Annotated in this window: 21 protein-coding genes and 5 pseudogenes; 17 read left to right on the top strand and 9 right to left on the bottom strand. The window is 64.1% G+C overall.

From position 1 onward, the window contains the following. Positions 1–88: 88 nt before the first annotated feature. Positions 89–1348, bottom strand: coding sequence for a beta-ketoacyl-ACP synthase II (gene fabF, locus CJD35_RS11155; protein ID WP_017182084.1), 1260 nt, complete (start codon positions 1346–1348; stop codon positions 89–91). Positions 1349–1528: 180 nt separating this feature from the next. Beyond that, positions 1529–1762: an acyl carrier protein gene (locus tag CJD35_RS11150; protein ID WP_006950224.1), complete on the bottom strand. Its 234-nt coding sequence runs from the start codon at positions 1760–1762 to the stop codon at positions 1529–1531. Positions 1763–1968: 206 nt separating this feature from the next. Here CJD35_RS11150 and CJD35_RS11145 point away from each other — a divergent pair, with 206 nt between their 5' ends. Beyond that, positions 1969–3210 carry a glycosyltransferase family 87 protein gene (locus CJD35_RS11145; RefSeq protein ID WP_017182083.1) on the top strand — a complete coding sequence of 414 codons (1242 nt, stop codon included), beginning with the start codon at positions 1969–1971 and terminating at the stop codon, positions 3208–3210. On the opposite strand, the pseudogene fabG reads toward CJD35_RS11145, so the two are convergent. From fabG to fabD, 3 genes and pseudogenes are all read right to left on the bottom strand, one after another. Then, positions 3164–3903 (bottom strand): annotated as a pseudogene (gene fabG / locus CJD35_RS11140) (3-oxoacyl-[acyl-carrier-protein] reductase). The gene CJD35_RS11145 and the pseudogene fabG sit on opposite strands and share 47 nt — an antisense overlap. A gap of 1 nt (position 3904) precedes the next feature. Then, on the bottom strand, positions 3905–4705 hold the full coding sequence (locus CJD35_RS11135) for a crotonase/enoyl-CoA hydratase family protein (RefSeq protein ID WP_017182081.1): 801 nt from the start codon (positions 4703–4705) through the stop codon (positions 3905–3907). Continuing rightward, a complete protein-coding gene (gene fabD, locus CJD35_RS11130) occupies positions 4702–5637 on the bottom strand; it encodes an ACP S-malonyltransferase (protein ID WP_017182080.1) in 936 nt (311 codons plus the stop codon). The genes CJD35_RS11135 and fabD overlap by 4 nt, the downstream gene beginning before the upstream one ends. A 179-nt stretch (positions 5638–5816) precedes the next feature. Between fabD and CJD35_RS11125 the strand changes: the two genes are divergently transcribed. The 6 genes from CJD35_RS11125 to CJD35_RS11100 all read left to right on the top strand — a co-directional run bounded on the left by CJD35_RS11125 (position 5817) and on the right by CJD35_RS11100 (position 12001). Continuing rightward, a complete protein-coding gene (locus CJD35_RS11125; RefSeq protein WP_086485437.1) occupies positions 5817–7259 on the top strand; it encodes an efflux transporter outer membrane subunit in 1443 nt (480 codons plus the stop codon). Continuing rightward, positions 7259–8743: an efflux RND transporter periplasmic adaptor subunit gene (locus tag CJD35_RS11120; protein ID WP_017182078.1), complete on the top strand. Its 1485-nt coding sequence runs from the start codon at positions 7259–7261 to the stop codon at positions 8741–8743. The genes CJD35_RS11125 and CJD35_RS11120 overlap by 1 nt, the downstream gene beginning before the upstream one ends. Before the next feature lie 5 nt (positions 8744–8748). Next, entirely contained in the window at positions 8749–9450 is a 702-nt protein-coding gene (locus CJD35_RS11115; protein ID WP_017182077.1) for an ABC transporter ATP-binding protein, read from the top strand. A gap of 190 nt (positions 9451–9640) precedes the next feature. Then, positions 9641–10846, top strand: a complete 1206-nt coding sequence (locus CJD35_RS11110) for an ABC transporter permease (RefSeq protein ID WP_017182076.1) — start codon at positions 9641–9643, stop codon at positions 10844–10846. A 198-nt stretch (positions 10847–11044) separates the two neighbouring features. Further along, positions 11045–11449 (top strand): RcnB family protein, encoded by a 405-nt coding sequence (locus tag CJD35_RS11105; protein ID WP_017182075.1) that lies wholly within the window; start codon positions 11045–11047, stop codon positions 11447–11449. Positions 11450–11593: 144 nt separating this feature from the next. Beyond that, positions 11594–12001, top strand: coding sequence for a BLUF domain-containing protein (locus tag CJD35_RS11100; RefSeq protein WP_241763600.1), 408 nt, complete (start codon positions 11594–11596; stop codon positions 11999–12001). Positions 12002–12020: 19 nt separating this feature from the next. Here CJD35_RS11100 and CJD35_RS11095 read toward each other — a convergent pair. Then, positions 12021–13420 (bottom strand): annotated as a pseudogene (locus tag CJD35_RS11095) (GntP family permease). Positions 13421–13695: 275 nt separating this feature from the next. On the opposite strand from CJD35_RS11095, the gene rpsF reads away from it, so the two are divergent. The 3 genes from rpsF to rplI are packed head-to-tail and all read left to right on the top strand — an operon-like array spanning position 13696 to position 14978. Beyond that, the gene (gene rpsF, locus CJD35_RS11090; RefSeq protein WP_017182072.1) at positions 13696–14127 is read left to right on the top strand and encodes a 30S ribosomal protein S6; all 432 of its coding nucleotides are present in this window, start codon (positions 13696–13698) and stop codon (positions 14125–14127) included. A 13-nt stretch (positions 14128–14140) separates the two neighbouring features. After that, positions 14141–14365, top strand: coding sequence for a 30S ribosomal protein S18 (rpsR, locus tag CJD35_RS11085; protein ID WP_006950194.1), 225 nt, complete (start codon positions 14141–14143; stop codon positions 14363–14365). 13 nt (positions 14366–14378) lie between these two features. Beyond that, positions 14379–14978: a 50S ribosomal protein L9 gene (gene rplI / locus CJD35_RS11080; protein WP_017182071.1), complete on the top strand. Its 600-nt coding sequence runs from the start codon at positions 14379–14381 to the stop codon at positions 14976–14978. Positions 14979–15247: 269 nt separating this feature from the next. Here the strand turns inward: rplI and CJD35_RS11075 are convergent, their stop codons facing one another. The 3 genes from CJD35_RS11075 to CJD35_RS11065 are packed head-to-tail and all read right to left on the bottom strand — an operon-like array spanning position 15248 to position 17511. Next, positions 15248–15424 carry a YegP family protein gene (locus tag CJD35_RS11075; RefSeq protein WP_017182070.1) on the bottom strand — a complete coding sequence of 59 codons (177 nt, stop codon included), beginning with the start codon at positions 15422–15424 and terminating at the stop codon, positions 15248–15250. A 24-nt stretch (positions 15425–15448) separates the two neighbouring features. Then, entirely contained in the window at positions 15449–16552 is a 1104-nt protein-coding gene (locus CJD35_RS11070) for an NAD(P)/FAD-dependent oxidoreductase (RefSeq protein WP_017182069.1), read from the bottom strand. After that, complete coding sequence (locus CJD35_RS11065) at positions 16549–17511, bottom strand: alpha/beta hydrolase (protein ID WP_026002209.1); 963 nt, start codon at positions 17509–17511, stop codon at positions 16549–16551. Before CJD35_RS11065 ends, CJD35_RS11070 begins: the two co-directional genes overlap by 4 nt. A gap of 41 nt (positions 17512–17552) precedes the next feature. On the opposite strand from CJD35_RS11065, the pseudogene CJD35_RS11060 reads away from it, so the two are divergent. The 7 genes and pseudogenes from CJD35_RS11060 (at position 17553) to CJD35_RS11030 (ending at position 24599) form a co-directional block, all read left to right on the top strand. Then, a pseudogene (locus tag CJD35_RS11060) lies at positions 17553–18030 on the top strand (A24 family peptidase). Between the two features lie 50 nt (positions 18031–18080). After that, positions 18081–19085, top strand: a pseudogene (cpaB, locus tag CJD35_RS11055) (Flp pilus assembly protein CpaB); the annotation flags it as partial. Between the two features lie 6 nt (positions 19086–19091). Next, positions 19092–20585 (top strand): type II and III secretion system protein family protein, encoded by a 1494-nt coding sequence (locus CJD35_RS11050; protein WP_019051439.1) that lies wholly within the window; start codon positions 19092–19094, stop codon positions 20583–20585. A 16-nt stretch (positions 20586–20601) separates the two neighbouring features. Next, positions 20602–21246: a CpaD family pilus assembly protein gene (locus CJD35_RS11045; protein ID WP_017182065.1), complete on the top strand. Its 645-nt coding sequence runs from the start codon at positions 20602–20604 to the stop codon at positions 21244–21246. Between the two features lies 1 nt (position 21247). Beyond that, positions 21248–22543 carry a Flp pilus assembly protein ATPase CpaE gene (locus CJD35_RS11040; RefSeq protein WP_017182064.1) on the top strand — a complete coding sequence of 432 codons (1296 nt, stop codon included), beginning with the start codon at positions 21248–21250 and terminating at the stop codon, positions 22541–22543. A gap of 53 nt (positions 22544–22596) precedes the next feature. Next, positions 22597–23594: pseudogene (locus tag CJD35_RS11035) on the top strand (type II secretion system F family protein). 15 nt (positions 23595–23609) lie between these two features. After that, on the top strand, positions 23610–24599 hold the full coding sequence (locus CJD35_RS11030; protein WP_026002207.1) for a type II secretion system F family protein: 990 nt from the start codon (positions 23610–23612) through the stop codon (positions 24597–24599). Positions 24600–24728: the final 129 nt, after the last annotated feature.

Genomic DNA, 24728 nt, shown 5'->3' with positions numbered 1-24728 from the left:
CCTGAAACAAGTTCAGGATGACGTTGAAGAGATAACGCAAAGTCAGATGCAATTCCCCTGCCTACAAGGGGAGGATTTCAAAACCGCCTCAGAGCGCCTTCATGATGAGCGAGGCATTGGTGCCGCCAAAGCCGAACGAATTGTTCAGCACCGCGCGCACCTTGCGCTGCTTGGCGACATGGGGAACCAGATCGACGCCCTTGCAGCTCTCGCTCGGCTCATCCAGGTTCAGCGTCGGCGGCACGATGCCATCGCGCATCGCCAGGATGCAGAAAATGCTTTCCACCGCGCCCGCGCCGCCCAGCAAATGACCGATCGCCGATTTGGTCGAGCTCATCGACATGGCGCTGATCTGGTCGCCAAACAGGCGACGGACCGCCCCCAGTTCCAGCTCGTCACCCAGCGGCGTCGACGTGCCATGCGCGTTCACATAGTCGATATCTTCAAGGCTGAGGCCCGACTTTTTGAGCGCCATCGCCATGGAGCGGAACGCGCCGGAGCCTTCGGGATGGGGCGCGGTGACGTGATAGGCGTCGCCCGACAGGCCATAGCCCACCACTTCGGCGTAGATTTTCGCGCCGCGCGCCTTGGCCCGCTCATATTCCTCCAGCACGACCACGCCAGCGCCTTCGCCCATGACGAAACCGTCGCGGTTGACGTCATAGGGGCGGCTCGCGCGGGTCGGATCGTCGTTGAAGCCGGTGCTGAGCGCGCGCGCCTGCGAGAAGCCGGCGATTCCGATCGGGCAGATCGCGCTTTCCGCGCCGCCCGCCAGCATGACGTCTGCGTCGTCCATCGCGATCATCCGCGCCGCGTCGCCGATCGAATGGGCGCCGGTCGAACAGGCGGTGACGACGGCATGGTTCGGCCCCATCAGGCCATATTTGATGCTGACCTGGCCGGAGATCAGGTTGATCAGGCGGCCATGGACAAAATGCGGGCTGACCCGGCCCGGCCCCTTGTTCGCCAGCACCAGCGATTCGCTTTCGATGCCCGGCAGGCCGCCAATGCCCGATCCGATCGAACACCCCGCGCGCAGCCTTTCTTCCTCGCTCATGTCGAGCAGGCCGGCATCCCGCAGCGCCTCGCTGGCCGCCGCGATGCCGAACACGATGAACAGGTCGACCTGGCGCTGGACCTTGTGGTCCACGTCCAGATTGGCGTCGAAGCCATATTCATGGTCCTTGGGCTTCACTTCGCACGCGATGCGGCACTTATAATCGGTCGGGTCGAACCGGGTTATCGTCGCCGCGCCGGATTTGGACGCGATGATGTTCTTCCAGGTGGTTTCGACATTTCCGCCAAGCGGAGTCACCATGCCAAGACCGGTTACGACGACACGACGCATATGCTAGCTCCGAAATTCCTTGTTGGCGCCTGACGTTCCTGTAGCGGCAATTGCGACAGTTGTGAACGACGCGCCAGATACGAAAAGGCTCCCCGCACCCCGGCATCACCGGACAGGAGGAGCCATTTCTCTCAACGCATTACCGGCCCGCCGCCCCGTGGGGGCAAGCCGCAAGACGCCTTACTGCTTGCTGTCGATATAGTCGATCGCATCCTTGACGGTGCCGATCTTCTCAGCCGCATCGTCCGGGATTTCGACGCCGAATTCTTCTTCGAACGCCATGACCAGCTCAACGATGTCGAGGCTGTCTGCGCCCAGATCGTCGATGAAGCTGGCATCCTCGGTCACCTTTTCGGCTTCAACGCCCAGATGCTCGACGACGATTTTCTTTACGCGATCCGCGGTCTCACTCATGAGTGGTCCTTCTTGACTGGTATCGTTAGTGGGTCTGAATAACTGTTAAGGCAGCCCTAGTGCCAAGCGCCGATACAGGCAAGAGGCAAGGCCGCCAAGCCCCCACATTCGCGCTTGGCCATGATTCCGCAATAAATTCGCGCTCATCGCGCCCTGGCAACGCTTCATTTACCAAAATTTCAGCGGCTTGTGGGAGGGATTGGGCCATGATCATGCCGTCAGCTCCCGACCATTTCATTACGCGCGCGCGCGTCCGGCTGACGGCGGCGCTGGTTCTGGCCGCCACGATCATCGGCCTTTGCACCCTGTTTGCGACCGCCCATGGCACGGTGGATTCGCTGGGGCGGCCGCTGGGGACCGACTTTTCCAACGTCTGGACCGCCGGGCAGATGGCCGATCAGGGCCGCGCGCCAGAGGCATGGGACTGGCCAACCCAGCACGCGGTACAGAAAAAGGTGCATCATGATGACGCCATCCCCTTTTACGGCTGGCACTATCCCCCGCCCTTCCTGATCATCGCCACGCTGCTCGCGCAATTTCCCTATGTCGCGGCGCTGCTGATCTGGCAGGGTTTGAGCCTGACCTTGTGCCTGGCGCTGGTGCGGCGCATCCTGCCCGATGATCGCGACGCGGTGCTGGTCGCGCTGGGCGCGCCGGTGGTGCTGGTGTGCCTGGGCCATGGGCAGAACGCCTTTCTGACCGCCAGCCTGCTTGGCGCAGGGATGCTGCTGCTGGATCGGCGGCCATGGATCGCTGGGATGCTGCTCGGCGCGCTGGTCTACAAGCCGCAATTTGCCGTGCTGATCCCCGTGCTGATCCTGGCGCGCGGCAATCTGCGCGCCTTCCTGTCGGCGGGGTTGACCACGACGGCCCTGTGCCTGCTGACGCTGGCGATATGGGGGTGGCCGGTATGGCACGCCTTCATCGAGTCCCTGCCGCTGACACGCCACATCATCATAGAGGCAGGCGCGACGGGCTGGGAAAAGATCCAGAGCCCGTTCGCCGCCGTGCGCCAGTGGGGCGGGTCGATTCCCGCCGCCTATGGCGCGCAGGCGATCGTCTCCGCCATCGCGATCGCGGCGGCCGCACTGGCGGCGCGGCGCGGGTCGATGGCAGTGCGCGGCGCTGCGGCCTTGAGCGCGGCTCTGCTTTGCACGCCTTATGTGCTGGATTATGATTTCGTGCTGCTGGGCGTGGCCATCGCCTTCATGATGGCGGACATGGCCAAGCGCGGCCCGCTGCGCTGGGAGCCGACATGGCTTGCCTATGCCTGGATCGCACCGCTGTTTGGCCGGGCCGTCTCTGAAATGACGCTGATCCCGGTCGACCTGATCGCCGCCATCGCCGTGCTGGCTCTGGCAACGCGGCGCGCCATCCTGCTGGACGGCGCGCTCGCAAACGTCAGATCATGGCCATTCCGCCGTTCACATGAAGAGTTTGTCCATTAACGTAGCCCGCCTCACGGCTAGCCAGATAGACCACCGCCGCGCCAATATCGTCGCCATCGCCCAGATCGCCCGCCGGTATCTTCTGGAGGATCGCGCCCTTCTGCGCATCATTGAGCGCGTCGGTCATCGCTGACCGGATGAAGCCCGGCGCGACGCAGTTGACGGTGATGCCGCGGCTGGCCAGTTCCTGACCCAGCGACTTGGACATGCCGATAATGCCCGCCTTCGACGCGCAATAGTTGGACTGGCCCGGATTGCCGGTGACGCCGACGACCGACGTGATCGAAATGATGCGGCCAAAGCGCGCCTTCATCATCGGCTTGGCCGCCGCGCGGCAGAGGCGAAACGCGGCCTCCAGATTGATCGCGATCACGCTCGACCATTCCTCATCCTTCATCCGCAGGATGAGGTTGTCGCGGGTGACACCGGCATTGTTGACCAGAATGTCGATCTTGCCGCCCAACGCTTCCACAGCCTGCGGCACCAGCGCATCGACCGATGCCGGGTCGCTGAGGTTGCAGACGATCGTCTTGTGATCGCCGCCCAGTTCCGCCGCAAATGCCTTCAGCTTATCCTCATTGCTGCCCGAAAGCGCGAGCGTCGCCCCCTGCGCGGCGAGCGCCTTGGCAATGGAAGAGCCAATCCCCCCGAAGCGCCGGTCACCAGCGCGGTCATGCCTGTCAGATCGAACATGTCAGTCTCCCTTGAATGTCGGCGGGCGGCGGTCGAAGAAGGCGTCGATTGCCTCGTCATGATCCGCCGTCGCATGGGCCAGCGCCTGCATGGCGCCTGCCATTTCCAATATATGTGAAAGCTCCGCCGTCTGCGCCGCGCGCAGCAGGCGCTTGGTCATGCGGGTCGCATGGGGCGGGTTGACGGCGATGGCATCGGCCTGTCGGCGCGCGGTCGCCATCAAATCCTCGTCCGGCACGACTTCGCTCACCAGGCCGATGCGCAATGCTTCGGCGGCGTCGATCATCTCGCCCGTCAACGACAATTGCGATGCCTTTGAAATGCCCACAATGCGCGGCAGCAACCATGCGCCGCCATCGCCCGATACCAGGCCGAGTTTCACGAAACTTTCCGCAAAGCGCGCCGACTGGCCAGCAATCCGCACGTCGCACATGCAGGCCAGGTCCATTCCAGCGCCGATCGCCGGGCCGTTGACCGCCGCGATCACCGGCAGTTCGATCGCCTGGAACAGCAAGGGCAGGCGCTGGATGCCCGCGCGATAGTTGCGCCGCGTCTGCGCGGGCAACCCGGCGCGCAGTCCGCCAGCGTCCGGCCGCATCGCGTTCAGGTCACCGCCCGACGAAAAGGCACTGCCCGCCCCGGTCAGGATTGCGACATGGATGGAAATGTCGCGATCCGCCGCTTCGAACAGATCGCACAGCGCGTCGACCATCGCCGGGTCGGAAATCGGGTTGCGCCGGTCGGGCTGGTTCAGCGTGACCGTCAGCACCGCCCCGTCACGCTGGGTGAGGACCGCGCTCATAGCGATGCCAGCGCGGCCTCTATGTCATCCATCGTCACGACGCTGCGTACGGTGGCGTCCGGTGCGATGCGCTTGACCATCGGTCCCAGCACCTTGCCGCCCAGTTCGACAAATTCGGTGACGCCCGCTTCCCACATGGCGGCAACGGATTCGCGCCAGCGCACCCGGCCCGTCACCTGCTCGACCAGCCGCGCGCGAATCTCGTCCGGGTCGGCGATCGGCGCGGCCAGCACATTGGCATAGACCGGCAGCAGCGGCGCATTGATCACCGCCCCGGCCAGCGCGTCCTGCATGGCGTCGGCCGCGGGCTGCATCAGCGGGCAATGGAAGGGCGCGGATACCGGCAGCAGCACACCGCGCTTGATGCCATGATCCTTGACCATCGCCACCGCCCGCTCGATCGCGCCGCGATGACCGGAAATGACCACCTGCGAGGGATCATTGTCATTGGCGACGGTGCAGACCTCACCCTGCGCCGCGGCGTCGGCCAGCGCCTGCGCCTTTTCCATATCCGCCCCCAGCAATGCGGCCATCGCGCCTTCGCCCACCGGCACGGCCGCCTGCATGGCCTGACCGCGCAGCTTGAGCAGCCGCGCGGTGGTGCCGATATCGAACGCCTCCGCCGCGCACAGCGCGCTATATTCGCCTAGGCTGTGACCCGCGACATAATCGCCCTTGTCGCTCAGCGAAAAGCCGCCCTCCCGCTGCATCACCCGCAGCGTCGCAAGCGCGTTGGCCATGATCGCGGGCTGGGCGTTTTCGGTAAGGGTCAGGTCGCTTTCCGGACCTTCGACCATGATGCGGAACAAATGCTGCGACAGCGCGTCATCGACTTCCTGAAACAGCTCAAGCGCGGCAGGGCTGGCATCGGCCAGCGCCTTGCCCATGCCGACCGACTGGCTGCCCTGCCCTGGAAATAGAAAAGCCCGCATTCATCATCCCCTGACCCAAGCGCTGCAAAAAAAGCGCGTAATTCCAATGGTGTTACACTTTGTGACATAAATAGCATTGAGGCATACACATGTCTGCGGCAGGCAGGCATACGACACCCTGCCCCCTTCACGGGGGACTGACGACGGCCCCTTTAACGATGACGGAGTGCTAGGAAAAGGTGCGATATCGCATTGTCTGGATCACGGGAACGGCGCTTGCCCTCTCCGCCTGCGCGGCGGGACCGGACTATCGCGCGCCGCAACCTGCCGCGCTCGGCATCCCCGCCACCTATGATCAGGGCAGCGGCGCCCCCATCAGCGACGCGGACCTCGCCCAATGGTGGACGCGCCTGAACGATCCCGCCTTGTCCACGCTGATCGATACCGCCGTCACCGCCAATCTCGACATAGTGCAGGCGCAGGCCCGGTTGCGGCAGGCGCGGGAATCGCTGGTCCAGGCCAATGCGTCCTTCCTGCCTCAGCTCAGCGGATCGGCCAGCGGCGGCAAGAATTACCGCAGTCAGGCAGGCGGCACCCGCACCGACAGCAGCGGCAATGTCATCAGCCTTGGGTCCAGCAACTGGTCGAGCAGCTATTCGGCTGGTGCGAACGCCAGTTGGCAGATCGACCTGTTCGGCGAACTGTCGCGCAGTGCGCAAGCGGCGCGCGCGGACCTGGCGGCATCGGGCTATGATCTGGCAACGGTGCGGATGACGATCATTTCCGAACTGGTGACGAATTATGTGCAGGCGCGGCTGGCGCAGGAACAGCTGCGCATCGCCCGCGACAGTCGGCAGGTGCAGCAGGACAATTATGACATTGCCCGCTGGCGGTTGCAGGCGGGCCTCGTCTCCTCGCTCGACGAGCAGCAGGCGCGCGCGCAACTGGCGCAGACCAGCGCGTCGATCCCGCAGATCGAAGCCAGCCTGCGCGGCAGCCTCAATCGCATCGCGGTGCTGACCGGGCAGGCGCCGGGCGCCGCCACCCGCGCGCTTGAAACGCCCGCGCCCATTCCGACCGCCGCGATCGACATCGCCACCGGCATTCCCGCCGACACGCTGCGCCAGCGACCCGACGTGCGCAGCGCCGAACGCACGCTGGCCGCCGCTACCGCGCGGATCGGCGTGGCGCAGGCGCGGCTGTATCCCTCGCTTGGCATCAACGGCAATATCGGCACCACCTCCAACGCGTTCAAAGATCTGTTCAGCCTGATCACGGGCGGCGTGTTCGCCAATGTCGCGCAGACCATCTTCGACGGCGGCCGCCTCGCCTCCCAGGTGCGGGCGCAGAAGGCAGTGACCGATGGCGCGTTCGCGGCCTATAAGCAAAGCGTACTTGGCGCGCTGGAGGATGTCGAAAATGCGATGGCGGCGCTCAGCAGCGCACGGCTGCGCAAGGCGGAGTTCACCACCGCCTATGATGCGTCGAACAACGCCGCGATCCTGGCGCGCAGCCAGTATCAGGCGGGCCTCACCGACTTCCAGACCTTGTCCAACAGCGAATCCACCCTTTTGAATGCGCGCAACAGCCTGGCTGGCGCGCAATCGGACGAAATCCTTGCCCTCGCCCAGCTCTACAATGCGCTGGGCGGCGGCTGGCAGAGCATGGAAAGCCGCCCCTGATGAGCAATGACACCACCACCGATCCGGCGCTGGACGAATTTCTGGGGGCAAAGCCTGCCAGGCCATGGCGCAAATGGGCCGTGCGCGGTGCGATCGGCGTCGGCCTGCTGCTGCTCGTGCTGCTTGTCAGCCGTTGTTTCGCGGGCGAGGATCAGCCCAGTTATGCGACGCGCGAAGTGCGCCAGGGCGACCTGACCGTCAGCGTATCGGCCACCGGCAATCTGCGTCCCGTCAATCAGGTCGATGTCGGGTCGGAACAATCGGGCAAGATCACCGCCGTCTATGTCGATGTGAATGACCGGGTCGTGAAGGGCCAGCGTCTCGCTGAACTCGATACGCGGCGCCTGGTCGACGCGGTGAACCAGAACCGGGCACAAGTCGCGGCGGCGCAGGCGCAGGTCTCGCAGGCGCAGGCGCAGGTCGCGCTGGCCAAGGCGACGCTGGACCGTCAGCTGAACGTGTTCCAGCTGTCGGGCGGCAAGGTGCCCGCGAAAACCGAAATCGATTCAGCCCGCGCCAATTATGAGGGCGCGCTGGCCACGCTGCGATCGGCGCTGGCTCAGGTGGACGTATCCCGCGCGCAGCTGTCGTCGGCGCAAACCAACCTGACCATCGCCCAGATCGTGTCGCCAGTGAACGGCGTCGTCCTGTCGCGCGACATCGAACCGGGCCAGACCGTCGCCGCCTCGCTCAACGCCCCGGTCCTCTTCACCCTGGCCGAAGACCTGACCCAGATGGAGGTCGAAGTCTCGGTCGATGAGGCTGATGTGGGTCAGGTGAAGGAAGGCCAGAGCGCGACCTTCGCGGTCGACGCTTTCCCTGGCCGCAATTTCCCGGCGAAGGTTACGCGGGTCAATGTCGGGTCGAACAGCGCCAGCACCGCGTCGTCATCCACGACCAGCACGGCCAGCAGCTCGTCCGGCACCGTCGTCGCCTACACAGCCGTGCTGAGCGTCAACAACAGCGATGAAACGCTGCGCCCCGGCATGACGGCAACCGCCGACATCGTGACGCAGGAATTGCGCAACGTGCTGCTCGTCCCCAACGCCGCGTTGCGTTTCAAGCCAAGCGCGGGCGCAGGCCGGGGTGGCGGCATCACCAGCACGCTCATCCCCCGCCGCCGCGGCAATCGCCCCACCCGCGAAGTCAGCTTCGGCGCGGGCAGCAGCCAGACTGTCTATGTCGTGGGCGAAGACGGCAAGCCCAAGGCGATACAGGTCGTCGTCGGCGCCAGCGACGGGTCGCGCACCGTCATCACCGGGGGCGACCTGAAACCGGGCATGCGCGTCATCACCGGGCAATTGGCGGCGGGCCAGGAACCGCCAGCCGAAGATCAGGCGCGCACCGGCGCGGACCAGCGCGCGCCACGCAAGGACAGCGCGCCGCGCAACCCGGCGACCGACGGCACGCCCGCGACCGTGGGCAAGCTCGGCAATTCGGGCGACGCCGCGCCGCAAACCGCCCCCGTGACGGCCAAGCCCTGATCGCCATGCCTGCGGACCCCATCATCACCCTGCGCGGCGTCACCAAAATCTACGGCAGCGGTGCGACCGAATTTCAGGCGTTGAAGGGCATCGACCTCGACATCGCGCAGGGCGATTTCGTCGCGGTCATGGGGCCGTCCGGTTCCGGCAAATCGACGACGATGAACATCCTTGGCTGCCTCGACGTGCCATCGGGCGGCGAATTCCTGTTCAAGGGCCATCATGTCGAACGGCTCGACCGCGACCAGCGCGCGCTGCTCCGCCGCCGCTATCTCGGCTTCGTGTTTCAGGGGTTCAACCTGCTGTCCCGCACCAGCGCGCTCGAAAATGTCGAACTGCCCCTGCTCTATCGTGGCGAGGACAAAAAGACCCGTTACGAACTGGGGATGGCCGCGCTAGACAAGGTCGGCCTCAAACAATGGTGGGATCATACACCCGCCGAACTGTCAGGCGGCCAGCAACAGCGCGTCGCCATCGCCCGTGCCATCGTCACCAGCCCCGACGTGCTGCTGGCCGACGAACCGACCGGCAATCTCGATTCCGAACGATCGGTCGAAATCATGGAATTGCTAACCGATCTCAACCGGAACAGCGGCATCACCGTGCTGATGGTGACCCACGAACCCGACATGGCAGCCTTTGCCCGCACCATCGTGCATTTTCGAGACGGGCTGGTCGAACGGATCGAAAAGGGGCTGGCGGCGTGAGTTGCGCACAGGTCAAACCTTCTCCCCGGGGGGAGAAGGATACACAGCCTTGCCCGCGCAGCGGGTTAGGCGAAGTTGGAAGAGGGAACCGGACGCAGCCTTTGGCTCTTCCCCTCTCCCAGCTACGACTAGGCAGCAAGCTGCCAAGTCTCCGCATCCCTCTCCCCGCTGGGGAGAGGAAAGGATCGTCATGCTAGGCACCACCGTCATCCTCGCCTTCCGGGCGATCAACCGGCACAAGCTGCGCAGCTTCCTGACGACGCTGGGCATCATCATCGGGGTCGCCGCCGTCGTCACCATGGTGACTCTGGGCAATGGCGCGACCGCGGCCGTGCGCGAACAGATTAGTTCGCTGGGCGCCAATGTGCTGCAATTGCGCCCCGGCCAGGGCTTTGGCCGCGGCGGCGGCGGGCCACGCCCGCCCGACTTCAAGCCTGCCGATCTGACCGCGATCGAAAACCAGCTGACCGGCGTCCGCGCGGTTGCGCCCATGGCCCAGTCGAGCGGCACCGCCATTTATGAAGGCAATAACTGGTCCACCACCATCTATGGCACCACCGCCGCCTATTTCGAGGTGCAAAGCTGGAAGCTGACCAGCGGTCGCCTGTTCATGCCGGAAGAGGAACAAGCCGGTCGCCCGGTCTGCATCATTGGCAATACGGTACGCACCAACCTGTTCCAGAATGCCGATCCCATCGGCCAGCGGATGCGGATCAAGGGCGTGTCCTGCCAGGTGATCGGCGCACTCGCGACGCGCGGCCAGGGCGGCTTTGGCGATCAGGACGACGTCGTCGTCATGCCGATCAAATTCGTCCAGCGCCGCTTCACCGGCAATCGCGACATCAGCCAGATCATGATCGCGGTGGACGATGCCTATGACACGTCGACCGTGCAGAACAGCCTGGAAGACCTGATGCGCGAACGACGCCAGATCAAGGCAGGCAGCGAGGATAATTTCAACGTATTCGACACCAAGCAGATCAGCGACACGCTGACCGGTACCACCACCATCCTCACGCAAATTGTTGGCGCAGTGGCGGCCATATCCCTGCTGGTCGGCGGTATCGGCATCATGAACATCATGCTGGTCTCCGTGACCGAACGCACCCGCGAAATCGGCATCCGGCTGGCCATCGGGGCGGTCGCGGGCGAAGTGCTGATGCAGTTTCTGGTCGAAGCGATCGTGCTGTCCTGCCTTGGCGGGGTGATCGGCCTCTTCCTCGCCCTCATCGCCTCCTGGTCCATAGCGCCGCTGATGCAGGTGCCCTTCATGTTCGACGTGAAGGTCAATCTGATCGCCTTCGTCTTTTCCGCCGTCATTGGCGTGGTGTTCGGCTATTTCCCTGCCCGCCGCGCCGCCGCACTCAACCCCATCGACGCGCTGCGCCACGAATAGCGCTGACCGGCCCGACCGGCGCCCACCTGTAAAAAGAGCGCCGCGGGCTGCAAAGATGAACGGACATTCATCTTTAATCTCAATCTGTTACAATTTCCGACACTCTTTGCCCTTCCGCGACACATGGCTGCGACAAGCGCCGCCTATCTCTGTTCTCGACGCCGCAGAGGGCGCCCGAACACGGCAAAGGAGCAAGACATGTTCAAGAAGATCCTCATGACGCTGGCCACCACCACCCTGGTCGCCAGCCCGATCATCAGCAGCCAGGCACAGGCGCAGGCCTATGGCCAGCCGCATCGTCAGGAACAGACCCGCACGGTCGTCAAGCAGAAGCCCAATGGCCGCACCGTGGTCAAGCAGCGCACGGTGGTTCGCAAGGATGTGCGCAACAACCGCTACGCCGCCTCCCACCATCGCTGGGCGAAGGGCCAGCGTTTCGACCGGCGCCAGGCGACCAACTATCGCGTTATCAACAATTATCGCGGCTATCGCCTGAACGCCCCGCCGCGCGGCTATCAGTGGGTCCAGTCGGGTAACGACGCGGTGCTGATCGCCATCACCAGCGGCCTGATCGGCGCGGTCATCGGCAACGCGATCCGCTAAGCCGATCCATCCCCTTCATGCCCCAGGGATCTCTCCTCCCCTGGGGCATTTTTGCGTGCCCGCTTCCCTGACACAGGTTAAATACCCCAAATTAACGGCTTGCCCGGCACAAGTCCCTGGGTGGAGGGCGGATCGGGAACGGCCATGTCATTATATCAGATCATGTATATCAGCACCGTCACCGGGACGGTAACGCCCGACGACTGCGCCACCATCGCGCGCGAAGCCGCCGTCCGCAATCGGCGGGACAATGTGACCGGCCTGCTATTGTTCAACTCGCGCCGCTTCCTTCAGGTACTGGAAGGTCCAAAGGACGCGGTAGAGCGCATTTTTGCCCGCATCTATGACGACAGCCGTCATCGCGGCGTAGTCAAGCTGCGCGAAGGCGCGATCGTGGCGCGCGAATTTGGGCAATGGGCCATGGCCTATGATGACCCTTGCCGCCCGTCCGGCAACCTGAAGGATATGGTCGCCGCCTTGCTGACGAGCGCCGGGCCATCGACCAGCGCCCATTTCCTGGGATCGGCCGAACTGCATCGCCCGGCCGCCTGATCCGGCCAGACCAGTCCTTTCAGACCAGTCCGGTCAGATAATAGACCGCAATGACGATGAACACCGTCACAGTCTTGATCAGCGTCAGCGCGAAAATATCCTTATAGGCCTGCCTATGGGTCAGGCCCGTCACCGCCAGCAAGGTGATGACCGCGCCATTGTGCGGCAGGCTGTCCATCCCCCCGACGCCATCGACGCGACCCTGTGCAGCACTTCGCGCGATATGCCCGCGGCATCGCCCGCAGCGATGAACTGGTCCGCCATCGCCGCCAGCGCGATCGACAGTCCGCCGGACGCCGACCCGGTAATCCCCGCCAGCGACGTGACGGTAATCGCTTCGTTGATCAGGGGATCGGGGATGGCGCGCAAGGCTTCCTTGACGATCAGGAAACCGGGCAGCGCCGCGATCACTGCGCCAAAACCATATTCGACCGCCGTGTTCATCCCCGCCAGCAGGGCGCCGCCGACCGCCGCCTTCGATCCTTCGGCAAAACGCTTCGCCACCGTCCGATAGGCAAACGCCAATATCGTTGCGATGCCCATCAGCAACGCGCCCTCGACGGCCCAGAGCGCCGACACCTGCGCCACCTTGACCTCGACCGGCTCGGCCATGCCGACCAGCGACAGGGTGATGACGTCACCGCTCACCCAGCGCGGAATCGCCATGGTCAGCAGCAGATTGCCGACCCCCACAACCAGCAACGGGAGCAGCGCGACCAGCGGATGCACCGTGACCGAAGCGTCAACCGGCTCCGGCTCGTTCACCAGCGTTTCCGGTGCGCCATAGCCCTCCCCCGCCGCCATCATCGCGCGCCGCCGCCAGCCCAGATATGTCAGCCCCATCGCCGCGATACAGGCCGACCCGATCAGCCCCAGCACCGGCGCGGCCCAGGACGTTGTGCCAAAAAAGCTGGTCGGAATGATATTCTGGATCTGCGGCGTGCCGGGCAGCGCATCCATGGTGAAAGTAATCGCCCCCAGCCCGATCGTCGCCGGGACCAGCCGCTTGGGGATGTCAGCCCGGCGGAACATTTCGGCGGCGAAGGGATAGACGGCGAACACCGCGACGAACACCGACACCCCGCCATAGGTCAGCAGCGCGGTGACCGCCATGATCGCCGGAATCGCCCGCCCCGCCCCGACAATGCCGATCACCGCCGTCACGATCGCGCGGGAAAAGCCAGAAATCTCGACCAGCTTGCCGAACAAGGCGCCCAGCAGAAACACGGGAAAATAGAGTTTGAGGAAACTCGCCACCTTTTCCATGAACAGCCCGGAAAAGGCGGCGGGGACAGCCGCGGGATCGGTCAGCAACACCGCCAGCATCGCCAGCAATGGCGCCATGATGATGACGCTCATCCCCCGATAGGCGGCGATCATCAGCAGGATCAGGGATAGTGCTGCAATTCCGACCGCCATAAGCTAACCTCTCAACCGTTCGCACTGAGCCTGTCGAAGTGCTGTCGTTCTTCTCTACGGGGATAGAAGAAAGGACAAGGCTTCGACAAGCTCAGCCCGAACGGATGGATTTACCTCACACGCCCTTGCCTTTCCCCCGCCTTTCCGCCATAGGCGCGCCTTCGCATCGGACCAGAGGTGACTCGGCCCGCTTGCGGAGCATGAAAGACGATAGCCGGAGGGGCGTTCCACATGGGGTGGGCGTCAGCAATCGGCCAACAGAAGAAGGTAGCATCATGGCTCTTTACGAGCATGTGTTCCTTGCGCGCCAGGATCTGGCACAGGCGCAGGTGGACGCTCTGGCGGAAAACGCCACCAAGATCGTGGAAGAAAATAACGGCAAGGTTACCAAGATCGAAACTTGGGGCCTGCGTTCGCTCGCCTACAAGATCGCCAAGAACCGCAAGGCTCACTATGTGATGCTGAACATCGACGCCCCCGGCGGCGTGATCGCGGAACTGGAGCGCCAGACGCAGATCAACGAAGACATCATCCGCTACATGACCGTCAAGGTCGATGAGCTGGAAGCTGGCCAGTCGGTCATGATGCGCAAGCAGGACCGCCCCGACCGTGGCGATCGCGGCCCCCGTGGTGACCGCGGCGATCGTGGTCCGCGCGAAGATCGTGGCGACCGTGGCCCGCGCCGCGAAGAAGCCGCTGGCGAATAAGGAGATCTAGATCATGGCACGCCCATTTTTCCGCCGCCGCAAGAGCTGCCCCTTCGCTGCGAAGGATGCGCCGAAGATTGACTATAAGGACGTTCGTCTGCTCCAGGGCTTCGTGTCCGAACGCGGCAAGATCGTCCCCAGCCGCATCACGGCCGTTTCGGCCAAGAAGCAGCGCGAACTGTCCCAGGCCATCAAGCGCGCCCGTCATCTGGGCCTGCTGCCCTACATCGTGAAGTAAGGGAGTAAGCCCCATGGAAATCATTCTGCTCGAACGTGTCGAGAAGCTCGGCGCCATCGGCGACGTCGTAACCGTCAAGGACGGCTACGCCCGCAACTTCCTGCTGCCCAACAAGAAGGCGCTGCGTTCCAACAGCGCCAACAAGAAGCTGTTCGAAGCCAACCGCGCCAAGATCGAGGCCGACAACGCCGCTCGCCGTTCGGACGCCGAAGCAGCCGCCGGCAACGTTGATGGCACGCAGATCATCCTGATCCGCCAGTCATCCAACGCTGGCGCGCTCTATGGTTCGGTTGCGGTTCGCGACATCATCGAAGCACTGCAGGCACAGGGCATCACCAACGTCACCAAGGCGATGGTCGTTCTGGAACGCCCGATCAAGACGCTCGGCGTGTTCGACGTCAAGGTCGCGCTGCACCCCGAAGTCGCCGTCACCATCAAGGTGAACGTGGCGCGTTCGCCTGAAGAGGCCGACCTGCAAAGCCAAGGCGTCGACGTCATGGCCGACCTGTTCGAAAAGGACGAAGCCGGCTTCACCGAAGATTATGATCCCAACGCTGAACCCGGCGATCTCGCCGCGCTCACCGAAGAAGCCCCGGCCGAAGAAGAAGCCTGAGCTTTCGTCAGAGATCAAACAGAAAAGCCGCCCCGTAACGGGCGGCTTTTTTGTTGCGGTCGCGCCAGTTGCAGACCGGATATTGGCGCGATGACCGAAGCTGATCCTCCCCTTGCAGGGGAGGTGGCTGGCCGCAGGCCAGACGGAGGGGTGTCATGCTATCGAGAGAGAGACCCCTCCACCACTGGCTACGCCAGCGGTCCCCCTCCCCTTGCAGGGGAGGAATGACAAAGCGCATGACCGCTCTTGCTGGCTAATCGAAAGCCGCCTTATTCCGCCTCTTCGACCGGCGCGCCCGGTCCGTTCTTCAGCACGGACTCGATCGCGTTTTTCGCGCCGGCCTTGCTGCTATAGCCTTCGGTCCAGAAGATCGTTTCGCTATTATATTTGAACTTGGCGACAAACTCGCCGGCCTTGTTCTTCTCGATCACGAACTTGTGCGCCATGTACCGTTCTCCAGATTCGTTTCGTCAGCGAAACCGGGTCGGAGAATAGGCATCCGCATCAATGCCTGCAACGCTTTCCGGCGGGGCTTCCCCGCGCAGCCGGGCGGCCGCCAGCAACGCGGCGGCGGGCGCGGTCTGGATGCCGAAACCGCCCTGCCCGGCGAACCAGAAAAAGCCCGACCTATCGGGGTCGAACCCATATACCGGGGCACGATCGGGCGCGAAGCTGCGCAGGCCCGCCCAGACATGCTCGACCCGCGCGATCGGCCAGTCGACCGCCTTTTCGAACCGCGCGATCGCTTCCGCCACCGCCAGTTCTTCAGGTGCAGCGTCGCACGGGGGCGATGGCGCCTCGTCATGCGGGGTCAGCCAGACGCGCCCCTGCCCTTCCGGCTTGAAGTAGAATTGCCCGGCCAGATCCATGATCAGCGGCAGGTCGGGCGATGGCATGGATGGCACGCCCAATTGCACCACCGTCCGCCGCAACGGCGTCAAGCCGATCGGCGCGACGCCGCTGGCGCGCGCTACATCGTCCGCCCATGCTCCCGCCGCATTGATCAGGATCGCGCAGGCGATCACTCCGTCCGGCGTCTCCACCTGCCAGCCACCACCCACGGCGCGCGCCGCGTTCAGCCGCGTCGCCAGCCGCACTTCGCCGCCGCGCCGCCGGAACTGGCGCAAATAGGCCTGATGCAGCGCAGCCACGTCAATATCCTGACAACTCGCCTCCATGACGCCCATGGTCCAGTCCGGCCGCAACCCCGGCACCAGCGCGGCAGGATCGACAGGCTCCAGCACCACCTTGCCCGCAAATTCCGCCATCAGCGCATCGCGATGCCCTTCATCCCCGGCCCGTCCGACATGCAATGTGCGTCGCGGCGACAGGAAGCTGCCGTCATGAAAATCAGGGTCGGGAACGCTCAGCAACGGCCCCGACGCGGTCGTCAAAGGCTGTACCGCCGCGCCGCCATAGGTTTCTTCCCAAAACGCCACGGATCGGCCAGTGGCGTGATAGCCGGCCCGCTCCTCCATCTCCAGCAGCAGGACACGCGCCTCTCCCGCCAGTTCCGCGCCCAGGCTGGCCCCGGCCATGCCACCACCCACAATAACGATATCGGGATGGCTCACGCCGCCATCTCGTCCAGAAAGGCGTCGATCCGCCGCAGCGCATCCAACCGGACAGGATCGAGTTCGCGCAATATCTCATGCGCGGCCTCTCGCCCATAGACATGCAGTCGCGCACCGGGAATCCGCGCGGCGACGCGTCGGATCGCCGGGGTGGACACCAGTTGGTCGGCGCGAGTCGCCAATATGAGCAGCGGCACGGCAAGCCGCGCCAATGCATCACTCTCGGCCAATGCCCGCGTCGATTCCAGCGCCTGACTGACCCAGGTCCAGCTTGGCGGCCCCAGCGCAATGTCACGGCTATGGTCACGCCACCATAGTTCGTCGGCATAGCGGTCCGGGTCATGGGTCAGCCGCTTCTGCCGTATCCGTCGCTGCCGTTCGGACCCTTCCTTCTGCGTCCAGGCCTGCCGCGCGCCCTGGCCCAGACACAGCATCGCCCGCGCCACGGCCACGGCCAGCCATCGCGGCAAGGGCGCGCTATGCACGTCCAGCATCGGCGCGACCGCCACCGCCGCATCGGGCGCCGGCATCCCTTCGGCCAGCGCGCGCAGCAGCAAATGCCCGCCCATGCTGTGCGCCACCATCGCATATGGCCCATCTCCCTCCGCGCGCCAGTCGACCGCCAGCGCCTTCAGGTCCGTGATCCAGTCGGCAAAATCGCCGATATGGCCAGTCATCGGATCGTCGGTCAGCCGACCCGACCCACCCTGCCCGCGCCAGTCGAATGTGGTGACCGCCCATCCGCGTTCGGCCCAATGGAGGACCACCTCAAGATATTTTTCGATCATGTCGCCGCGCCCGCCCAGCACCAGCATCCGGCCCCGCGTTCCATCGCCCAGTTGATAGCGGCGGATCGGCCAGCCGTCGGGCGCGCTCCAATAGTCCAGCCGCCCGCCCATCGGCCAGGCGCGGCGGTCAAAGGATGGCGAGGTGAAGCGGGGCGAATCCATGCGGGCCATGGTTACGGTTTGGTAAGCCATCGGGTCTAGGGTCAAATCCCATGACGGGGGAATATTTCAAAATCATACTGCTCTGCGCCCTTGGCGCACTGCTGATCGCTGCGGCGATTACCGATTTGCGTGCGCGCATCATCTCCAACCGGCTCAACCTGGCGGTCGCGGCCCTCGCGCCGCTCTGGTGGCTGGCAAACGGCTATGCGCTCTGGCCCGACATGGCGGTGCAACTGCTGGTCGGCGCAGCCATCTTCACCCTGTTCGCCGCGCTGTTCGCGCTAGGCATGATGGGCGGCGGCGACGTGAAGCTGCTGACCGCGCTGGCGCTGTGGTTCCCGTGGCAGGCGATATTGTCGCTGGTCGTGCTCATGGCGCTGCTGGGCGGCGTGGTCACGCTGGTCACCGTCATCCACCACAAGATGACCCACAGGCTGGGACAACCTGAAATTCCCTATGGCGTGGCGATTTCCCTCGCGGCGCTGTGGCTGCTGCCGTGGCCAACGATATTTTAACCAATTTACGTGATGAGTGAAGCACTGGGGCAGTGCTCCCATTACAGGGAGGCGAATTTCGTCATGGATGCCAAGAAAATCGTGCTGCTGGTAGGAGCGCTTATCATAGCGGTCACTACGGCCTTGCTTGCCCGCAGCATGTTGAGCTCCTCCAGCGCACCGCAGGTCAATGCTGCGTCGATGCCCGTTGAGGCCGATCAGCCCCATGTGCTGGTCGCGACCAAGGCTTTGCCGGTTGGCACCATTCTGGACGCTGAAAGCTTCCGCTTCCAGCCCTGGCCCAAGGATCTGATCGAACAGGCCTATTATCTCAAAGGTCAGGCCGATCCGGCGAAACTGGCAGGCAGCGTCGTGCGCACCGCCATTTCCGCCGGACAGCCGCTGACCCAGGGCGGCCTGGTCAAGCCCGGCGATCGCGGCTTCCTGGCCGCAGCGCTTGGCGCAGGGATGCGCGCGGTCACCGTTCCCGTCTCGGCGCAAAGCTCGGTCGCGGGCTTCGTGTTTCCTGGCGACCGCATCGACCTGGTCCTGACGCAAAGCGTTGCGGGCGGTGGCGATGGCGAAGCGCTCAAAGTCTCCGAAACCATCCTGCGCAACCTGCGCGTCCTTGCCACTGACCAGCGGATGGATGCGATGGGCGCGGACGGCAAGCCGGAAGTACGTACCTATTCCAACGTCACGATCGAAGTGACGCCCAAGATCGCGGAAAAGATCGCGGTTGCCCAGACCATCGGCTCCCTGTCGATGTCGCTGCGCTCGATCGCCGATACCGCGTCTGATCTGGACGCTGCCATCGCCGGTGCCGATGTCGATCTGCCCGATGGCGCCAGCCCGAACGCGGAAAAGGCGATCATCGCCAAGATCGCGTCGCGCCCCATTGATCGCGGCTCCACCTATTCGACCGGCGCCGACGTGTCGCGCTACCAGCGCAGCTCGGTCCCGGCCAAGGCCGAAAACGGCGCGGCAATGGCTGGCACCGGCGCCCAGATTACCGCACCGGCTGCCGTCAGCGGCCCGGTCATCCGCGTCGCCCGCGGCACCAACGTGACCGAAGTTCCGGTCGGGGGAAGTAAGATGAAGTCGATGCTCCAGATGTCCGGGCGCAAGGTCGCCGGACCCGCGATCGCGCTCGGCCTGGCCGTAGCCATGACCGCCGTGCCCGGAACGGCCGTCAACGCCGCACCGTCCAGCGCACAGGACAATGCGATCCTCATGTCGGTCGGCGGCAGCCGTGTCGTCAACCTGGGCGCCAAGATGTCCGACGTGGTGATCGGCAATCCCGAAGTGGTCGACGTCCATGTCCGCTCGCAGAACCAGCTTTACCTGATTGCCAAGAAGGCAGGCGAAACCACTGTGTTCGCCACCGCCCCAAACGGCAAGGTGCTGTTTTCCGGCACGGTTCGCGTCGGCAACAACCTGACCAGCATCGATGACATGCTCCGCCTGGCGATGCCCGGCGCGAACATCGCGGTCAACAAGATGAACGGCATGGTCCTGCTGACCGGCACCATCCAGGCGCCCGAAGATGCCGCCGAAGCCGAACGGCTGACGCAGGCCTTCGTCGGCAAGGAAACCACCGTGGTCAGCCGCCTGCGCATGGCTACGCCGTTGCAGGTGATGCTCCAGGTCAAGATTTCCGAAGTCGCCAAGGATGTGGGTCACAAGATCGGCACGAATTTCTCCAGCCTGGATACGTCTGGTGGCAAGGTGCTGGGCAGTATCGGAGGCGGCACACGCAACTTCGTTACTCAGTCCACGACAGCTGCAGGCCAGACCTGGACTTTCAACAACCCTAGCGACGGCAGCTACAGCCTTGGCGGCGTTGCTCGCATATTGGGCATGGACATCGCCGGTGCGCTGGACCTCGCCGAATCGAGCGGCCTTGCCACCACGCTGGCGCAGCCCAACCTGACCGCGCTATCGGGTGAAACCGCCAGCTTCCTGGCGGGCGGCGAATATCCCTACACGGTCAGCAATGGCACGCAGGGCAACAGCATCGAATTCAAGCAATATGGCGTACAGTTGGCCTTCACGCCGACCGTGCTGGCCGACGGCCGCATTTCGCTGCGGGTCCGCCCGACGGTGTCGAGCCTGGATTTCACGCTGAACGCCAACGTCCCTGCGCTGAAAAGCCGCACCGCCGAAACCACGGTGGAGCTGGGTTCGGGTCAGGCCTTCATGATTGCGGGCCTGCTCAACAATGAAACCAGCAACGGCATCAACAAGGTGCCGGGCATCGGCAACCTGCCAATCCTGGGCAGCCTGTTCAAGTCGCGCCAGTTCCAGCGCAGCGAAACCGAACTGGTCATCGTCGTCACCCCCTATCTGGTGAAGCCGATGAACGCATCGGACGTGCGCCTGCCGACCGACGGCTTCCGCAACGCCAATATCGGTCAGGGGCTGCTGCTCCAGCAGGGCAATGACGGGATCAGTGGCAAGCAGGGCGAAATGCCGCGCCGCGCGCCCGGATCGCCCACGCCGGTTACCCCCGGCCCGCAGGCATCCGCCGCCGCGCCGGTCGCAAAGCCGGGCAAGCCCGGCAAAGCTGCCCCCGGTTTCAGCTTCTGACGGAAGGACCAAAGACATGACCTATCTGTCCGCCAAGACTCTCACCGCCCTCGCCATATTGGCGCTGCCGCTCGCCGGATGTGTCACTGACAGCCCCAATCGCAGCGTCGAATCGGTGCATCAGCCGGTTGTCAGCTATGCCGCCTACACGTTCGACGTGCAGGCCAGCGGCGACTCGCTGTCCGCCTATGAAGCAGGTCGTCTCAACGACTGGTTCGCCTCGATCGGGCTTGGCTATGGCGATCAGGTCGCGATCGTCACGGATGCTGGCTATTACAGTCCCGGCATTCGCGAGGGCATCGCCGATGTCGTCGCCCGTCACGGCCTGCTGGTCGCAGAGGATAGTTCCGCCGCCGCTGGCGATGCGCCCCAGGGCAGCGTCCGCCTGATCGTGCGCCGCGCCACCGCCAGCGTCCCTGGCTGCCCCGACTGGAGCAGCAAGCAGGAAACCGACATGAATCTGGGCACCACGTCCAATTTCGGCTGCGGCACCAACAGCAATCTGGCCGCGATGGTCGCCAATCCCGAAGACCTCGTCCGGGGTCAGGGCACCGACAGCAATCTGCGTACGGCCACGTCGAACCGCGCCATTTCCACCTATCGCGACAAGCCGCCAACGGGCGCTGGCGATCTCAAGCAGATGTCAGCAGGAGGCCAGTAACATGAACGCCCCATGGAAACCCGGTTTCACTGGTCAGCGTGATCCGTTTCACGCCTTCGTCTGCGACGATCACAGCTATGATCTGATCCGTTCGGTGTGCGCCGAACTGGGCTGGGCACCGGAAAAGGTGAACAAGGGCGGGATGCGCAACGCAGTCCAGAGCCTGTCGATCACTGCATCGCCGCAAATCCTATTCGTCGATATGTCCGAAAGCGGTGATCCGCTCAACGACATCAACAGCCTGGCGGAAGTGTGCGAACCCGGCACCGTCGTGATCGCGGCGGGCCAGGTCAATGACGTGCGCCTCTATCGCGATCTGGTGGCCAGCGGCATTCAGGATTATCTGCTCAAGCCATTTGGCGCCGACCAGTTGCGCGACGCGCTGGCCAATGCGCAGGCCGTGTTCATGGCCCCGCGCGACGCTGCGCCCGAACGCCCGCACATGACCGTTGCGGTCATCGGCACGCGCGGCGGCGTGGGCGCGTCCAGCATCGCCACCTCGCTGGCATGGATGCTCTCGGACAAGAAGAAGCGTCCGACCGCCTTGCTCGACCTCGACGTCCATTTCGGCACCAATGCGCTGGCGATGGACCTGGAACCGGGGCGTGGCCTGACCGACGCGATCGACAATCCCAGCCGCATCGACGGCCTGTTCATCGAACGCGCCATGGTGCGGGCGAGCGACACGCTGGCGATCCTGTCTGCCGAAGCCCCCATCAGCCAGCCGATGATGACCGATGGCGGCGCCTTCTATCAACTGCTGGAAGAATTCCGGCAGGTGTTTGAATGCAGCGTCGTCGATCTGCCGCGCAACATGCTGATCCAGCATCCGCATCTCATGACCGACGCGCAAGTCACGCTGGTCGTGACCGAACTGACGCTGGCGGCGGCACGCGACACGATCCGCATCCTGTCCTGGCTCAAGAGCAACGCACCGCAATCGCGCGTGCTAGTGGTCGCCAACCGCGTCCATCCCGGCTCGCCCGAAATCAGCCGCAAGGATTTCGAAACCTCGATCGAACGCAAGGTCGATGTCCTCATCCCGTTCGACCTGCGGGTCGGCGCGCAGGCGGCAAAGCTCGGCAAGACATTGGCCGAAGCTGCCAAGGGCAGCAAGGTCGGCGCAGCCTGCACCGCCCTGCTCGACCAGGTGCTTGGCGCGGGCGATGCGGGCGATGGCGCCACCGGCGCTGCGGCACCGCGCAAGAAGGGCGACTCCCTGCTCGGCAAGATCGGCGACTTCCGCAACATGATGCCCTCTCGCCGCAAGGCCAAGACGGCCGCACTGGAAGATTGATCGCGTCTGCCGCCTGACCGGGCGGCGGCGATGACTGGGGAATAGGCGAACAGATGGACGGCAATTTCATCCTGATAACGGTTTTGGTGGCAACCATGTTGGGCATGGCCATCATAGCGTTCGCCGGTCCGTCGCCGGAAAAGGCGCGCAAGCGCCGGGTCGCGATGATCCGCGGCCGTCACAGCGATTCGGCAGAAGCACTGCTGGAAGCGCGGATGCGCAAGGCCATTTCGAACCGTTCGACTGGCGCCGAAGCCAAGATGCTGGTGTCGCTGATCCCCAATCCGGAAAATCTGACCAAGCGGATCAGGATGACCGGCAAGAAATGGACGCTCAGCCAGTATATGACCGCCAGCGCGGGCATATTCCTGGTACTGTCGGCGTTCCTTATGGTGCGCGGCTTTCCGTTCCTCATGGCTGTCATGGTCGGCATGGCCGCCGCTCTGTTCCTGCCTCACTGGTGGGTCAGCCGCCTGATCAAGCAGCGGATCAACCGCTTCAACGCCAAATTCCCCGACGCGCTTGAACTGCTGACGCGCGGCCTGCGCTCCGGTCTCCCCATCGCCGAAACGCTGGGCATCGTGTCGAGCGAAATTCCTGGGCCAGTAGGCGAGGAATTCAAGCTCATCACGGAACGGATCAAGATCGGCAAGACGATGGAGCAGGCGCTTCAGGAAACCGCCGATCGCCTCGGCACGCCCGAATTCCAGTTCTTCGTCATCACGCTCGCGATCCAGCGGGAAACCGGCGGCAACCTGGCTGAAACCCTGTCGAACCTTGCCACCGTGCTGCGCCAGCGCGCGCAGATGAAGCTCAAGATCCGCGCCATGTCGTCGGAATCAAAGGCGTCCGCCTACATTATCGGCTGCCTGCCCTTCCTCGTATTCTTCATGATCTGCTACATCAACTTCAACTATATGAGCCCCTTCTTCACGCCCGATCCGGCGGGCATTTTCGGGCTTTCGCTGATGCAGGTGATCGGCATCGGGGCATGTGCTGGATGGCGATTGGCGCCTTCATCATGGCCCAGATGGTCAATTTTGAAATCTGATCGGGGATAAGAGACATGGACGCCCCTACCCCTGCCGGCACACTTTTCGGCATGACCGCCACCGATTTTGGCACCTTGCTCGCCGCGCTGGCGACGCTTGCGATGCTGTTCGCCCTTTATGCGATCATGACCGTGCGCGATCCGATGGCCAAGCGGGTCAAGGCGCTTAACGATCGCCGCGAACAGTTGAAGGCTGGCATCACCGCATCGACCGCCAAGCGTCGCGCAAAGCTTGTCCAGCGCAACCAGACGACGGACCATATGCGCTCCTTCCTGTCGAGCCTGAAGGTTCTGCAGGACGACCAGCTCAAGGACGCGCAAATCCGTCTGGCGCAGGCCGGTATCCGGTCAAAGGACATGGCCGTCGCCGTCATCTTTGGCCGCATGATCATGCCGATCGTCATCGGCGGCGCAGCGGCCTTGCTGCTCTATGGCGTCGGCATCCAGCCGGAATGGGGGCCGGTGAAGCGGTTCTTCGCCTTCGCGATCGCGCTGCTGCTTTCCTACAAAGCCCCTGACATCTTCATCGACAACAAGGTGCAGAAGCGCTCCGCCGCGATCCGCAAGGGGTTGCCCGACGCACTCGACCTCCTGGTCATCTGCGCCGAAGCCGGTCTGACCGTCGATGCCTCCTTCAACCGCGTGGCGCGCGAACTGGGCAAGGCCTATCCTGAACTTGGCGACGAGTTTCAGTTGACCGCGATTGAACTCAGCTTCCTGACCGAACGGCGCATGGCGTTCGAAAATCTCGCCACCCGCGTCAAGCTGGACGCGGTCAAGGGCGTGGTGACCACCATGATCCAAACGGAAAAATACGGCACCCCGCTCGCTTCGGCGCTGCGCGTGCTGTCCGCCGAATTCCGTCATGAGCGCATGATGCGCGCCGAAGAAAAGGCCGCGCGCCTGCCCGCGATCATGACCGTGCCGCTGATTCTCTTCATTCTGCCGACCCTGTTCGTCGTCATCCTGGGTCCGGCGGCCTGCTCGATCAGCACGGCCTTCTGAAAATTCAGGCGCGCCGCGGCCCGCTGCCGTAGCGTTCCCAACCAAAACGCCCGCTTCCGCCAAAAAAGGCGGTGGCGGGCGTCGCGATTTGCGGCATATCTTCGGGCAAAAGATATGGAGAAACGGATC

Origin of the sequence: Sphingobium xenophagum, from assembly GCF_002288285.1 — a bacterium.
Taxonomy (GTDB): Bacteria; Pseudomonadota; Alphaproteobacteria; order Sphingomonadales; family Sphingomonadaceae; genus Sphingobium; species Sphingobium xenophagum.
The sequence above is the reverse complement of the archived record's forward strand: the minus strand, read 5'-3'. Positions and strand labels throughout refer to the sequence as shown.

Bases quoted from the DNA above. Each gene is read 5' to 3' on its own strand.
- CJD35_RS11030 (WP_026002207.1), top strand. From the start codon at position 23,610: ATGGACGCCCCTACCCCTGCCGGCACACTTTTCGGCATGACCGCCACC.
- CJD35_RS11115 (WP_017182077.1), top strand. From the start codon at position 8,749: ATGCCTGCGGACCCCATCATCACCCTGCGCGGCGTCACCAAAATCTAC.
- rplI (WP_017182071.1), top strand. From the start codon at position 14,379: ATGGAAATCATTCTGCTCGAACGTGTCGAGAAGCTCGGCGCCATCGGC.
- CJD35_RS11135 (WP_017182081.1), bottom strand. From the start codon at position 4,705: ATGAGCGCGGTCCTCACCCAGCGTGACGGGGCGGTGCTGACGGTCACG.
- CJD35_RS11110 (WP_017182076.1), top strand. From the start codon at position 9,641: ATGCTAGGCACCACCGTCATCCTCGCCTTCCGGGCGATCAACCGGCAC.
- CJD35_RS11050 (WP_019051439.1), top strand. From the start codon at position 19,092: ATGAAGTCGATGCTCCAGATGTCCGGGCGCAAGGTCGCCGGACCCGCG.
- CJD35_RS11075 (WP_017182070.1), bottom strand. From the start codon at position 15,424: ATGGCGCACAAGTTCGTGATCGAGAAGAACAAGGCCGGCGAGTTTGTC.
- fabF (WP_017182084.1), bottom strand. From the start codon at position 1,348: ATGCGTCGTGTCGTCGTAACCGGTCTTGGCATGGTGACTCCGCTTGGC.
- CJD35_RS11105 (WP_017182075.1), top strand. From the start codon at position 11,045: ATGTTCAAGAAGATCCTCATGACGCTGGCCACCACCACCCTGGTCGCC.
- CJD35_RS11045 (WP_017182065.1), top strand. From the start codon at position 20,602: ATGACCTATCTGTCCGCCAAGACTCTCACCGCCCTCGCCATATTGGCG.
- rpsF (WP_017182072.1), top strand. From the start codon at position 13,696: ATGGCTCTTTACGAGCATGTGTTCCTTGCGCGCCAGGATCTGGCACAG.
- CJD35_RS11150 (WP_006950224.1), bottom strand. From the start codon at position 1,762: ATGAGTGAGACCGCGGATCGCGTAAAGAAAATCGTCGTCGAGCATCTG.
- CJD35_RS11120 (WP_017182078.1), top strand. From the start codon at position 7,259: ATGAGCAATGACACCACCACCGATCCGGCGCTGGACGAATTTCTGGGG.
- CJD35_RS11100 (WP_241763600.1), top strand. From the start codon at position 11,594: ATGTCATTATATCAGATCATGTATATCAGCACCGTCACCGGGACGGTA.
- CJD35_RS11065 (WP_026002209.1), bottom strand. From the start codon at position 17,511: ATGGCCCGCATGGATTCGCCCCGCTTCACCTCGCCATCCTTTGACCGC.
- rpsR (WP_006950194.1), top strand. From the start codon at position 14,141: ATGGCACGCCCATTTTTCCGCCGCCGCAAGAGCTGCCCCTTCGCTGCG.
- fabD (WP_017182080.1), bottom strand. From the start codon at position 5,637: ATGCGGGCTTTTCTATTTCCAGGGCAGGGCAGCCAGTCGGTCGGCATG.
- CJD35_RS11040 (WP_017182064.1), top strand. From the start codon at position 21,248: ATGAACGCCCCATGGAAACCCGGTTTCACTGGTCAGCGTGATCCGTTT.
- CJD35_RS11145 (WP_017182083.1), top strand. From the start codon at position 1,969: ATGATCATGCCGTCAGCTCCCGACCATTTCATTACGCGCGCGCGCGTC.